Annotated in this window: 11 protein-coding genes and 1 pseudogene; 7 read left to right on the plus strand and 5 right to left on the minus strand. The window is 56.7% G+C overall.

Translation table 11 applies throughout. The annotated features are described in order from the left end of the window. Positions 1–39: 39 nt before the first annotated feature. Complete coding sequence (locus tag POR16_RS23595; protein WP_005896266.1) at positions 40–660, minus strand: LysE family translocator; 621 nt, start codon at positions 658–660, stop codon at positions 40–42. A 410-nt stretch (positions 661–1,070) separates the two neighbouring features. Between POR16_RS23595 and ligB the strand changes: the two genes are divergently transcribed. Next, a complete protein-coding gene (gene ligB, locus POR16_RS23600) occupies positions 1,071–2,753 on the plus strand; it encodes an NAD-dependent DNA ligase LigB (protein WP_005896263.1) in 1,683 nt (560 codons plus the stop codon). Between the two features lie 54 nt (positions 2,754–2,807). Next, entirely contained in the window at positions 2,808–3,218 is a 411-nt protein-coding gene (locus POR16_RS23605) for a DUF1090 domain-containing protein (RefSeq protein WP_005896260.1), read from the plus strand. A 50-nt stretch (positions 3,219–3,268) separates the two neighbouring features. Here the strand turns inward: POR16_RS23605 and POR16_RS23610 are convergent, their stop codons facing one another. The 3 genes from POR16_RS23610 to POR16_RS23620 all read right to left on the minus strand — a co-directional run bounded on the left by POR16_RS23610 (position 3,269) and on the right by POR16_RS23620 (position 5,848). Then, the gene (locus POR16_RS23610) at positions 3,269–3,670 is read right to left on the minus strand and encodes an MAPEG family protein (protein ID WP_005896257.1); all 402 of its coding nucleotides are present in this window, start codon (positions 3,668–3,670) and stop codon (positions 3,269–3,271) included. 115 nt (positions 3,671–3,785) lie between these two features. Further along, positions 3,786–5,177 carry a heavy metal sensor histidine kinase gene (locus POR16_RS23615; protein ID WP_005896256.1) on the minus strand — a complete coding sequence of 464 codons (1,392 nt, stop codon included), beginning with the start codon at positions 5,175–5,177 and terminating at the stop codon, positions 3,786–3,788. Then, positions 5,174–5,848, minus strand: coding sequence for a heavy metal response regulator transcription factor (locus tag POR16_RS23620; RefSeq protein WP_005896254.1), 675 nt, complete (start codon positions 5,846–5,848; stop codon positions 5,174–5,176). Before POR16_RS23620 ends, POR16_RS23615 begins: the two co-directional genes overlap by 4 nt. A 466-nt stretch (positions 5,849–6,314) precedes the next feature. Here POR16_RS23620 and POR16_RS23625 point away from each other — a divergent pair, with 466 nt between their 5' ends. The 4 genes and pseudogenes from POR16_RS23625 to POR16_RS26200 form a co-directional block, all read left to right on the plus strand. Then, a complete protein-coding gene (locus POR16_RS23625; RefSeq protein ID WP_055003626.1) occupies positions 6,315–6,902 on the plus strand; it encodes a hypothetical protein in 588 nt (195 codons plus the stop codon). A 110-nt stretch (positions 6,903–7,012) separates the two neighbouring features. Then, positions 7,013–11,239 carry an RHS repeat-associated core domain-containing protein gene (locus POR16_RS23630; RefSeq protein WP_154897071.1) on the plus strand — a complete coding sequence of 1,409 codons (4,227 nt, stop codon included), beginning with the start codon at positions 7,013–7,015 and terminating at the stop codon, positions 11,237–11,239. After that, the gene (locus POR16_RS23635; RefSeq protein ID WP_005896245.1) at positions 11,217–11,669 is read left to right on the plus strand and encodes an NTF2 fold immunity protein; all 453 of its coding nucleotides are present in this window, start codon (positions 11,217–11,219) and stop codon (positions 11,667–11,669) included. The genes POR16_RS23630 and POR16_RS23635 overlap by 23 nt, the downstream gene beginning before the upstream one ends. Before the next feature lie 65 nt (positions 11,670–11,734). After that, a pseudogene (locus POR16_RS26200) lies at positions 11,735–12,492 on the plus strand (RHS repeat domain-containing protein); the annotation flags it as partial. 224 nt (positions 12,493–12,716) lie between these two features. Here POR16_RS26200 and POR16_RS26205 read toward each other — a convergent pair. Further along, positions 12,717–12,941 carry a hypothetical protein gene (locus tag POR16_RS26205; protein WP_024670506.1) on the minus strand — a complete coding sequence of 75 codons (225 nt, stop codon included), beginning with the start codon at positions 12,939–12,941 and terminating at the stop codon, positions 12,717–12,719. A 217-nt stretch (positions 12,942–13,158) separates the two neighbouring features. Here POR16_RS26205 and POR16_RS23650 point away from each other — a divergent pair, with 217 nt between their 5' ends. After that, entirely contained in the window at positions 13,159–13,488 is a 330-nt protein-coding gene (locus POR16_RS23650) for a DUF2790 domain-containing protein (RefSeq protein ID WP_005896239.1), read from the plus strand. Positions 13,489–13,553: the final 65 nt, after the last annotated feature.

Here is a 13,553-nt window from a genome sequence, read left to right on the forward strand (position 1 = left end):
TTTTTTCGCCTGCATGCACAGCTCTTCAGCAGCCACTTTTTACGCCCGCCGCGACACCAGCAACACAGACGCAGCCCCCGCCAACAGCCCTGCGCATAGCCTGTTGAACAACCGCTTGCCACTGGGCTTGGCCAGCAGACGACGAGCATGGATACCTATAGCGGCGTACAACGCAATCGCTACGCACTCCAGCACCAGAAACAAACCGCCCAACACTGCGAACTGAACCGAAACATCACCTTCGCGATCAACAAACTGTGGAAGGAAAGCCGTAAACAGCAGGATCGCTTTCGGATTGCCAATAGCCACCAGAAACTCCTGACGCGCCAAGCTGCCTTTTTTTGCTGTCGCAAAGCATGCCTGATCCTGTCCATTCGGGTCGGCACGCCATAGCTGCACCGCGAGATAGAGCAAATAAGCCGTGCCTATGACCTTGATCACATGAAACATCCATTCAGACGTATGCAGCACAACCGTGAGCCCGGTCGCTGCCAACGTAATCATGATGACAAACGCCAGCAAGCGCCCAATACCACCCACACATGACTGGACGAAGCCATAGCGAGTAGCGTTGCTGATCGACAGAAGATTGTTCGGGCCCGGCGCCATGTTCAGCGCAAAGCAGGCGGGGATGAAGACAGCGAGCATCGAGATATCCATTGGCATCAGTCCCTGAAAATAGATCGCTATCCAGTCTGACTTCATTTTATGAATGATCAAGACACAGTTGCGCGATGAGTTCGGCCATGACCGTATCGTCCAGGCCGCTCTCAAAAGACACCCGGAAAACCGCGTTTTTGTAGCAGGCACCTAGAGAATCAGGCTTTTGTGGGAGCGGACTTGCCCGCGAGGACGCGAGATCGATAAGTCACTTTGGGGGAAACTACAGGTCTTTCCCCGAACGATCGAGGCAGAACCGGTCCCCTCCTCACGTATGCGGACATACGCCTCAAACTGTTCTGGAACTATCGGCGAGGAACTCCGGAAAAACCCGGTAACCAGACCATTCCCCTGTAAAGCACACCAGCAACTAGCCTCATCGGGCCTATCCCTAAAGCAAGGATGCTTCGATGTTGCCCACCATCCGCCTGATGACGTTCGCTTTGGTCTTTTTTCTTCCCGGCCTCGGCTACGCCAGCCAGTGCCCTGACTGGTCTGCCGCCAGGGCAAACAACGAAATAACCGCACTGCAAAAGCAAATCGCCGAATGGGACGACAGTTACCACCGGCAAGGCGTATCGCAGATCCCTGACGAACTTTACGATCAGTCCCGGCTGAAGCTGAAGGTCTGGCGGTCGTGCTTCAGGGTCTCGACGGTCGCAGACAACCCACTTAAAACCGCTACCGGTCCGCTTGCCCACCCCATCCCGCACACCGGCGTGAACAAGCTCGCGGACGAGAAAAGCGTCACAGCCTGGCTCAGGGGCCGCACCGACGTCTGGATTCAACCCAAGGTCGATGGGGTAGCGGTCACGCTGGTCTACGAGGGAGGCAGACTGGTGCAGGCGATCAGTCGCGGTGACGGGAAAAAAGGTAAGGACTGGACCCCGCAAGCCCGGTTGATCAAGGCAATCCCTCAGCAGTTGCCCCACGCTGAATATCTCGTCCTGCAAGGCGAGCTTTACTGGCGACTGGACGATCACATTCAGGCCATATCCGGCAGCATCAATGCCCGCAGCAAGGTCGCGGGGCTGCTGGCCCGGCGGACAATCAGCCCGCAACAGGCCGACGCCATCGGGCTGCTCGTCTGGGATTGGCCGAACGGGCCTGCCGACATGCCTCAGAGGCTCGCAGGCCTGCAAGCACAAGGCTTCGAAGACAGCGCGACTTACACGCATAGGCTGGAAAACCACGCTCAGGCCTCACAGTGGCGTGAGCACTGGTATCGCAACCCGCTGCCGTTTGCCACCGACGGCGTGATCATTCGCCAGGGTCAGCGCCCACCGGCACAGCGCTGGCAGGCCAGTGCGCCTTACTGGATTGCAGCATGGAAGCACCCCTATGCCCAAGCCCTGGCCGAAGTGCGCAAGGTCAATTTCAATATCGGTCGCAGTGGCAGGATCACGCCGGTGCTGGAGCTGAAACCGGTGCGCCTCGACGACCGCACTGTCAGTCGTATCAGCACGGGTTCACTGCAGCGCTGGCAGACTCTGGATATAAGGCCTGGCGATCAGATTGCCGTGAGTCTGGCCGGGCTGACGATTCCTCGACTAGACGGCGTAGTTGCGCGCGCTGCCGAACGAGTGAGCATGACCATCCCGCATGCCAGTGATTTTCATGAACTGAGCTGCTGGCAAGCAACACCGGGCTGTGAAAGTCAGTTCCGCGCCAGGCTGATATGGCTCAGCGGCAAGAAGGGGCTCGCGCTGCCGGGCGTCGGTCCGGGAACCTGGGACAAGCTCATTGAAAGTGGCCAGATCAGCGGCTTGCTCGATTGGATGACGCTTAATCATGCTGAGCTTGCTAACATTCCCGGCCTTGCCGAGCGCAGCAGCGCTAAACTGCTCGACAGCCTGCAAACAGCCCGTGCAAAGCCGTTTCTGGCATGGCTCAAGGCCATCGGAATGCCGCCCACAGGTGACGCGAAGCTGCCTGATAACTGGCACGACCTGACAACACGCAGCGTCGAGCAATGGCAGGCTGAACCGGGTGTCGGCGCGAGCCGGTCGGCAAAACTCAGGGCCTTTTTTCAGGACCCGCACGTAAAAGCCATGAGCCAGCAATTGCAGGCGCACGGTATTTCAGGTTTTTAAGCAGCGGACTTTCATTTTCTCGTCCGGACATCGTCATCTTCAAACGGAGTTCATATGAAGTTTTTGTCACCCTTGATTCTTTTCACCAGCTGCACGCTGCTGGCAACCGCATTGCTGGCGGACGAACAGGCGACCGCCCCCTCAGAATGCCTGATCAAAAGCCAGGAAATCAGCAGCAAGGTTCAGGACGCCAAAACCGAAGGCAACAAGGCCGAGCAGACCGGGCTGGAAAAAGCGCTCGCTGAGGTCAACGCGAACTGCACGGAAACGTCACTGCTCAAACAGCGCGAGCAAAAGGTGCTGGACGCCAAACGCGAGGTCAGCCGCCGTCAGACCGAGCTGAACAAAGCAATGGACAAAGGCGACCCGGAGAAAATCAACAAGCGTAAGGACAAACTCGCCGAGTCGCGCAAGGAGCTGCAGGAAGCCCAGACCGATCTGGAGAAAGTGCAGCCGGACGAGTGATCGACGCGCCAGCGACACTGTCCATCACAGACAGCGTCGCACTCCTACCGTCAGGCCGCAGCAGGAAAGGCCGAAACGCCGAACAGCGCGATGATCAGACCCATGCCGACCAGCCACGCCAGCGAACGCAGCGCGGCCAGGTCGGCCAGATAGAAAATGATGTACAGCAGACGACTGGTGATAAACAGCACCGCCAGCACATCAATGGTGACCAACGAAGCATTGCCGGCAATGTGCGCAATGATGACGGCAGCGGCGAACGCCGGGGTCACCTCAAAACTGTTGAGCTGCGCAGCATGGGCACGTCGCGGAAACCCTTCAAGCTTATCGAGAAAAGCACGCGGATCATGGTTGTGACCACTGCCGAATTTGCCGCTGCCGAACTTGGCAATGCCGGCACAGACAATCGGCAGCAATATCGCGACCAGCACGCACCAGAAAGCAACTGTCATACGTCCATCCTTATCGTTTTGGCTTCATCAGAAGCATTCGGGCCAGGCCCGCTCACACACTATGAGCCAGGCGATCCGCGAAAGGTTCTTGAAGAACGACCAACACCTGACGCATCTACACAAGTTTAGGAAAGATCAGACTGAACGTGGTGAATTTTTCCGGCTCGCTGTGTACCGTCACCTGCCCTTCATGCAGGCTCATGATCGAACGCACGATCGCAAGCCCAAGCCCTGTACCGCCCTGCTGCCGCGCGCGGCTGACGTGGACCCGATAAAAACGGTCGAACAGGCGTGGCAGATGTTCGGCATCGATACCATCGCCTGCATTGCGCACGGCAAGCACCACTTCATCCTTGAGGACAGTGAGCGTTATCGTGACGACACTGCCGGAAAGGCCGTGGCGGATGGCGTTGGACAGCAGGTTTGAAATCGCTCGCTGAATCATCAGCCTGTCGCCCGTGACCTTTGCGCTGCCCTGAACCTGCAGGGCGATGTCGCGCTCTTCAGCCGAAGACGAAAACAGCTCGGCGACCTTGTCCGCCTCCTCACGCAGATCAATCACATCGACCGGCAGCGGCGCAGCAGGCTGACTCACGCTGGCCAGAAACAACATCTGGCTGATCATCCGCGACATTCGCTCCAGCTCCTCGGTGCAGGATTCCAACGCCTGCTTGTATTCCTCCGAAGGGCGCGGCCTGGACAGCGTGACCTGCGCCTTGCCCATCAGGTTGTTCATGGGCGAGCGCAATTCATGGGCCAGATCGTCTGAAAACTGCGCAAGCTGCTGCACATCACCATCCAGCCGGTGAAGCATGAAATTGACCGCATGAGCCAGATCCCGCAACTCGTCGGGCAGCCCATTGACCTTCATGCGGTGTGACAGATCGCGGGCCGAGATCAGCGCAGTCACTTTGCGAAACGCACTCAACGGCCTGAGGCCACGACGCACCGCCCACCAGACACCGACGCCAATCAGCAGCAGCACTACCGGCAGCATCAGAAAAGTCGACTTCATGTAGGCGTTCAGCAGTTCGGTATCGCTCTCTCTGTCCACCGACAGCCTGACCACAATGTCCTGATCCGTCTTCAGGCGTATTTTCTTGTAGCTCAGCAGAATCTTGTGGCCCTGGGCCGAAGCCAGTTCCTGAAAACCCTGCGGCGGGTCACCAGCATTCAGAACCGGCAGATTGCGCCCCTCTTCATTGCCGACACTCATCAGTTGCTGACGAGGGTTGCCCGAATCGAGAATGGTCAGCGCGAAGCTGTCATTCCCGACGATCTGGTCACGCAGCGTATGAGGGTATTGAACGATGTCCTCGACACTCAGAAACCCCTCGCTCAGGCTGTGCTCGATCTGCGCGAACCTGTCTTTCAGAGCATCTTCGGCGCGCAAGTCCAACTGATGGGAAATGGCGGCGTACGCGAACGTTTCCATCACCAGTACCAGAGTGGCGATCAACGCCGTCACCATCAGCCCCAGGCGCGTCGAGAGACGTGTCGGGATCATTCGCGCACTTCCAGCACATAGCCCACGCCGCGCAACGTGTGAATCAGCTTGGTCTCGAACGGGTCGTCGATCTTCGCCCGCAAGCGACGGATCGATACTTCCACCACGTTGGTGTCGCAATCGAAGTTCATGTCCCAGACCAGTGAGATGATCTGAGTACGCGACATGACCTCGCCGCTATGACGCATCAACAGGTGCAGAAGCGCGAACTCTTTGGTGGTCAGGTCAATGCGTTGCTTGCCGCGAAAAGCGCGGTGACGACCCTGATCGAGCTCCAGGTCGCCGACCTGCAACACCTTGGCCGTGGTGGTCTGCTCGCTGCGGCGCATGAGGGTCCGAACCCGCGCGAGCAGTTCGGGAAATTCGAACGGCTTGACCAGATAGTCATCAGCGCCCATTTCCAGACCTTTGACCTTCTCCTCCAGACGACCGCGCGCAGTGACCATCATGATGCGCGTGTTGACGGTTTTCCTCAGGCGGGTCAGCACCTCCCAGCCGTCCATCTCAGGCAGGTTCACATCCAGTATCACCACATCGTAAGCCTGATGCTGCGCGAGGTAGAGCCCATCAAGCCCGGTGGCAGCGATATCGACGATATAGCCACTTTCGGTCAAACCCTGATGCATATACTCGGCAGTTTTCGGCTCGTCCTCTACGACAAGGATTCGCATAAGGGGCTTCCTGTTTGATGAACGGGTAATGACGATGCCGTGCAGTGTACTGAAAAGAAACGCCCTTCTCGCTGGATAACAGAATCGTAATTTTCCAGTAATCCCAGTGATAACTCATGTGTTGGTAGCCGCTGGCGCGGGCTTCATCGCTTGGTTAGATGTGGCCGTGCTGTGGGCACATCGGCGTCAGGAGGCTCCAGACAGAGTGTCCTGACACTTTCATTTGCCCGCAATGAACTTTCACTCAAAGGAAGGTCGAGACCTTCGCTTTTGCCAGTAGAAGTTATCCGTAGTCTCGGTCCCACAGGATTCTCAGGCTTTTCCGGGCCATCAGTCGGCCACTGGCTATAACCTCGCCGCTTTAAAGTGCTTATCGTCTACTCACAAATGGGCTGTCCGGCAAAGCATTGATGGGCAGCGTCCTGCATAAGGAGATGTAGAGGTTGATGAACAAGGTTCATGGCATATGAGGCGTACCAGTCTTTACGACCGTATTTCCGAGCGCCGACTGGCTGACGAGGCGCTGGCGCGTGAGGAAGCTGTACGTGCTGCCGCGCAACGGGAACGGGAACTCATCGAAGTGGCCATTCCCGTACCACAGCCCTTGCTCAATGCGCCGTGCAGCTTCAACTTCGGCGGGTTCCAGTTCAGCTTCCCGGAAGGGTTCAGGTGCAGCGCAATCGAGGCGACCGTCGAAGTCGGCGGAGAGCCTGTAGTGGTCTCTATTCAGCGTCGCGATGTACCTGAAGAGGCAACCCTCGCCGAAGTATTCTCCGAAGCCGTCAAAGCGCTACAGCCGCTTCATGGAGCAATACAGGTCATTCGCCATTATGAAACAGTCCTGGCGGGCAATGCGGCACTGGCGCTGGACTTCCATTTTCGCGAAGGTTTCGAAGAGCGCCACGGTCGCCTGATCGGCGCCTTGGTGCCGGCCGTCGATCATAACCAACGTCAGTGGCTGAGCGCAGGTTGCGTGATTGACTCAGAAAAACAGGCGCTAAAACTCTGGCTGCTGGACTTCGACGTCATGCTCGAAGGTCTCGCATCCAGCTAGACTGCACCCACTGCCAACAGGACAGGTTTAATGGACTATCAGTTGCTGAGCGTCAGCGCTTCTCCGGGTGATCAGACCTCCACAGCCCGCTGCATGCAGGAATAACGGCGATGTTCGAGGCAGCCCGGTTAATGGATGAAATCGAGCACACCGGTGCGCTGACCGGCTTTGTGCTCGGAGCAGTGGTGGGCATCGCGGCGGTGGCGTATGTATCGTTCGCCTTCGCTACATGTGGCTTGGGCGCGATTTTACTGGGCCTGGCTGTCGGACTGGCGGGTAACGCCCTTGCCAGTATCGGGGAAAGCATAGGCAGTGCCTTCAGCTCTCCGGCGGGGCAGATCGATTCTGCCTCGCCCAACGTGTTCATCAATGGTCGGCCGGCTGCATTTGCCATCGAAAGCACAGCTGTGTGTGACAAGCACTCGCCTATCGTCAAGGTTGCAGAAGGCTCCAGCAACGTCTTCATCAACGGTCAACCGGCAGCGCGCAAAGGCGACAAACTGACCTGCGGCGCAAAAATCGGCACGGGCTCCCCCAACGTCTTCATCGGCGGCGGCACCCATCGCTACCTGGCAGTCCATGATGAGGTGCCGACGATAGTCCGCTACACCGTGGACATTCTGATGGTGGTGGCAGGCGGCGCTAAAGCGGTCGGCAGCATTGCCAAGCTGGGCCTGCAGGCCGGCCTGAAAGCTGCAGGGCCTTGCGCACTGCGCTTTATGGGCGGTGTCTTTCTCAGCGACGCAATCGTTCGTTTCGGCGTCGCCCCGCTGGCCGAAAAAGTGCTGGGAGGCCTGCACGGCAACCCGGTCGACTCCACCACCGGGCGCAAACTGCTGATCGATGAGTCCGACTTCAGCCTGCCGGGCCTTATGCCCATCGAGTGGACGCGCTTCTACGCCAGCGACCTCAACGTCGACAGCGTGCTGGGCAAGGGCTGGGTGCTGCCCTGGGAACAAAGCCTGCGCTGCAAGGGCAGTTTCCTGTACGTCAGCGACAATCAGGGACGCAGCGTGCCGTTTGTGACACTGGGCTACAACGAGCGCATCTACAACGCACAGGAACAACTGTATCTGGTACGCACTGTCGGCGGTCATTACCTGTTACAAACGCTGGACAACATCTTCTATTACTTCGGCGAAGTCCCCGACGACAACCAGCCCGTTCCCCTGCAACGCATCGAAAACGCACTGGGTCATTTTCTGCATTTTGTGCGCAGCGAAGACGGCGTTCTGACCGATATCTGCTCTACCGGCGGGCAGCGCATACACCTGCATTACGACGAAGTGACCAACCGCCTGAGCACCGTCAAACGCATCGTTGGCGATCAGGCAGTCGAAACGCTGGTGCGTTACGGCTATGACAAAAACGGCCAGTTGAACAGCGTGTACAACCGCAACGGCGATTCAGTACGCAACTTCAGTTACACCGACGGGCTGATGAACCGACACGCCAACGCACTGGGGCTTGCTTGCGAGTATCGCTGGGAAGTTATCGGCGACAAACCGCGGGTGGTCGAACACTGGACCAGCGACGGCGAGCACTTCCATTTCGATTACGATCTGGTGGCGCATCAGACGCGGGTGACGGATGTATTGGGCCGCCATGCCGAAGTGACCTACAACAAGGATCGCCACGTGGTAGCCAGCACCGACTTCGGTGGCGAGCACTACCACATCGCGCTGGACGACACCGGCAACATCACCGGCCTGACATTGCCCGACGGCAACCAGTTGGGCTTTGAGTACGACGAGCTGTCGCGCCTCACCGCAGAGACCGACCCGCTGGGCCGAACCACGCGCTATCGGCATCACTACAAGACCACACTGGTCAAACAGGTCACCTACCCGGACGGGGCCATCTGGAAAGCTCATTACGACGACAGGGGCAACCTTGTCGCTGAAATCGACGCATTGGGCCATAAGACCGAATACCTCAACGGCGAAGACGGCCTGCCGCACACCATCATCGACGCGACCCATAAATCAAAAAACCTGTGGTGGAACAATCTGGCGCAGGTCGAACGCTTTCAGGACTGTTCAGGCAAGAGCACGTATTACCGGTATGACGCGCACCAGCAACTGGTCGCTGTCACGGATGCCCTGAACAACACAACAACGCTGGAACGCAAACCCGGCGGCGAAGTGCTGCGCATCCACCACCCGGACGGCAGCCACGAAAGCTTTACCTATAACGCCCACGGTCAGGTACTGACGCACACCAATGGCAAGGATCAGACCACTCATCTGGCACGTAACGCACGCGGCCTGCCGATCCGCCGTCAGGACCCCAAGGGTCTGATGGTCGCATACCAGTACGACGAGGCCCTGCGCCTGGTGGCACTGACCAATGAAAACGATGCAACCTACACCTTCGCCTACGACAGCGCCGACCGGCTGATCGAAGAAAAGCGCATCGACCAGTTGACCCGGCGTTTCAGATATAACCTTGGCGGTCATCTGACCCAGGTTGAAGAAACCGGCTACAGCGAAAAAGGCGAACGACCACAACGCAGTACCTGGTTCGAGCGCGATTCGATTGGCCGTCTGCTGGCCAGACTCAACGACGATGCACGTCAGGATTTCGAGTACGACGACAGCGACCGCTTGCGCTCCATTCAACGCACGCCCACCGATGGCGGCAGAAAACTCGGGGTCGCAGCTGAAAAACTGGAATTTGCCTACGACATACTGGGCCGCCTGACGCAGGAAACCTCACCGCAGGGTGCGTTGGACTACGAGTACGACCCGCTCGGCAACCTGACCACGCTGACACTTCCGACCGGTCAACACCTGAACCACCTGTATTACGGAAGCGGCCACCTGCACCAACTGAACCTCGACGGCCAACTGATCAGCGACATCGAGCGCGACGACCTGCACCGCGAGATCTACCGCACCCAAGGCAAACTCACCAGTTGCTTTGGCTACGACGCATTAGGTCGCAAGGCCTGGCAGTACGCGACCACTCTGCCCGCCGAAAAACTGTCGCAGATCCAGAACCCGCTCATAAAGCCAGAGCGCTACGTCGAACACGCCTACAACTCAATCCACCGCCGTTACGAATATGACCTGGCTGGCGAGCTAAGCCGCACCCTCGACAAGCTGCGCGGCGAAGTCAGCTATGAATACGAAGCTAACGGCCGACTGCTCGAGCACAACCCCGAAAAACGTTTCGAGGGCGAAGCATTCCGCTATGACGCTGCCGGCAACCGCCTGAACTTCAACACCAGCCGCTTCGACCGCGTCAAAGACAACCGGCTCAAGCAGTGGAGCAACCACGAATACACATACGACGCCTGGGGCAACCTGGTCGAGAAAATCGTCGGCATCGTGCGTTGGCAGACCTTCACCTACGACTGCGAAAACCGTCTGGTCAAAACCGAGACCATGGCCAACAGCCAGATAGAAAGCACCAGCAGCTACCAGTACGACAGCCTGGGTCGACGCGTCGCCAAACACTCAGACATCAAAGGCCAGACCGACCAGAAACGCTTTCTCTGGCAGGGGCTGCGCATGCTGCGCGAAGAAAGCCCGGAGCAGAGCAGCCTTTACCTCTATGAGCCTGGCAGCTACGCGCCGCTGGCCCGCGTCGATCAACGCGAAGGCGAGGCAGAAAACAAGGTTTACTACTTCCACACCGACCAGATCGGCACCCCGCTGGAGATGACCGATGCCGAAGGGCAGATCGTCTGGCAGGCCAAATACAAGCCGTGGGGGATGATCGAGAAGCTGGTGGTGAACGAGGTCGAGCAGAACCTGAGGTTTCAGGGTCAGTATTTCGATGTCGAGACAGGGCTTCACTACAATACATTTCGGTATTACGATCCAGAGATCGGCCGGTTTGCAACGCAAGATCCGATTGGGCTGAGTGGTGGGGATAATCTCTACCTGTATGCGCCTAACCCTTATGGGTGGGTTGATCCGTTAGGCTGGTGCGTCAACGCGAGTGTTACGCGAGGACCTGCAGGACAGCCGTTGCGAGCGACGGCCACAATTACTAAGGATGACATCAAAAAAGGCGGTACTGCTACAAACGCTTCATCACGAAGCTGGGCGAGAAGCCTTGGTAATGCAAATGATGATGCTGGGCACATAATCGCTAAGCTTCTAGGCGGCTCGGGAGGCAAGGACGGGGTGTTTCCGCAGTTATCAAAAGTTAACCGAGGGCTGTTTCGTAACTATGAAAAAATCATCGCTAAAGATGTACGAGACAACGGACCAGTCAATATAGACATAGCTTTCAAATATGCTAATGGCGGAACACGACCAACTGACATTATTTATAACTATTATAGAGAAGGGGTATTAATCGATGGACGAGTATTCACAAACTAAAACCACAGCGGCCTTAACGGCTGAGACTGCCCGAAATATGTTTTCTGCATTTGCAGCCGCAATGTACAACTGGGAAAAGGATTTCTATAAAAAAAGGCTAGAAACTCTAGATGGTAATGGATGTAGATCAACGCTACTCGAAAAAGGGCGTGCTGATCTGCTGACTATTTTTTCTGCGCATGTGATAGATAAAGGCAGGAATTACGATCGCCTAGAAAACCTAGTTTGCGGAGCAAATCCTGAATATCATATAAACGAAAAATCGGTTGAAGTATCTATCACAAAAAAAAATACGGCCACTATTGTGTTTGAAAAAAACTCCGGATCCTTCGAGCAGTATCGCTTAAACCTTATCGAAGCTAACGGCAAACTGATGATCCAAAACCGTAAGTTTAATGATGAGGGAAAATGGATAACTACTTACATTTAAACTAAAATTAGCAGCAATAAAGATGACTACAAAAACCAGATAGTACTTAAAGAGCATCTAATAATTACAAATATGACCTGGCTGGCGAACTGAGCCGCACCCTCGACAAGCTGCGCGGCGAAGTCAGCTATGAATACGAAGCCAACGGCCGACTGCTCGAGCACAACCCCGAAAAACGCTTCGAGGGCGAAGCATTCCGCTATGACGCAGCTGGCAACCGCCTGAACTTCAACACCAGCCGCTTCGACCGCGTCAAAGACAACCGGCTCAAGCAGTGGAGCAACCACGAATACACATACGACGCCTGGGGCAACCTGGTCGAGAAAATCGTCGGCATCGTGCGTTGGCAGACCTTCACCTACAACTGCGAAAACCGTCTGGTCAAAACCGAGACCATGGCCGACAGCCAGATAGAAAGCACCAGCAGCTACCAGTACGACAGCTTGGGTCGACGCGTCGCCAAACACTCAGACATCAAAGGCCAGACCGACCAGAAACGCTTTCTCTGGCAGGGGCTGCGCATGCTGCGCGAAGAAAGCCCGGAGCAGAGCAGCCTTTACCTCTATGAGCCTGGCAGCTACGCGCCGCTGGCCCGCGTCGATCAACGCGAAGGCGAGGCAGAAAACAAGGTTTACTACTTCCACACCGACCAGATCGGCACCCCGCTGGAGATGACCGATGCCGAAGGGCAGATCGTCTGGCAGGCCAAATACAAGCCGTGGGGGATGATCGATAAGCTGGTGGTGAACGAGGTCGAGCAGAACCTGAGGTTTCAGGGTCAGTATTTCGATGTCGAGACAGGCTTCACTACAACACGTTCAGAACGAGCAGACGTCAACCGATATTCAAGACAGGCCGTAGAGCGTCCAGAACTGCATTCCCAAGCAGAGCGTGCGGAACGATAGGTGACAAAGAGAACGCTTCTCGTCGACATTTTTGCGGGAATAAAAAAACGCCCCGAAGGGCGCTTGAAGATTCGCCCCGACCAAAGGAGCAGGGAGCTGCCGCAGGGCGAATGGGGGTGCAGCGGTTTAGGCATCAACGGCATCAGCCCTCGGACTTGGTCGACCGCTCGGTCTTGGCGTTGTCGTCTGCATTGACGTAGCGCTCGGCCTTGTTGCTGCTGGTCTGTTCCTTGAAGCGCAGCTCCTGTGCAAGGCGCATCTTGTCGGCAGCCGGGCTGGCGTATTCGTTGCCGTCGTCGGCGAAGGCTGCGGTGGCGGACAGGGCAGCTACCGCGAAAACCATCGACTTGATCAGTTTCATCATCATTACCTCTTTCGGTGTGTAAGGAGTTCCTTAAAAGCTCAGTGCTCGTCAGGGATGAAACAAGGCTACGCCGCACTGGCTAACAGGAAGGTGAGCGAACAATGACAATACTGTTAGAAAACTGACAGTTACGAGATAACCGATTTGTAATGTTTCAGCCACTTTCTGGTTAGTGTGCGCTTGTTAAGGTTGAGCCACATTCAAACGGAGACAAAAGAAAATGCGCACCGCCAAATCGTTGTTACTTGCTCTGGTTATTCTTTCACCCCTGAGTGCTTTTGCTTACACCACTGATGAAGTCAAAGCCACCACAGTGATCAAGGAACACCAGGCGAGCGTGGAGAAATATGCCGCCGTCCATAACAAACCCATGCCGGAGATCAAGGAATACAAATACGGAATGAAGCTCGACGTCGCCAAGCTCATTCGCAAGTCACCGGACCTGCAGACGTGTGCGGTTATGCCGAAGCTGATGACCTACGAGGACTCCAAAGGCAAGCTGAACACCGTGCAGTATCAGGTCCTGGGCGGGTGCAGAAACAGCCAATGATTCTGAACCTGCCAGGGAGGCCACCCACCGCTGCATCCCCCCTCAGCCCGGACCGTCATCCGGGC

This window comes from Pseudomonas coronafaciens pv. oryzae str. 1_6, assembly GCF_000156995.2.
GTDB classification, from domain to species: Bacteria; Pseudomonadota; Gammaproteobacteria; order Pseudomonadales; family Pseudomonadaceae; genus Aquipseudomonas; species Aquipseudomonas tremae.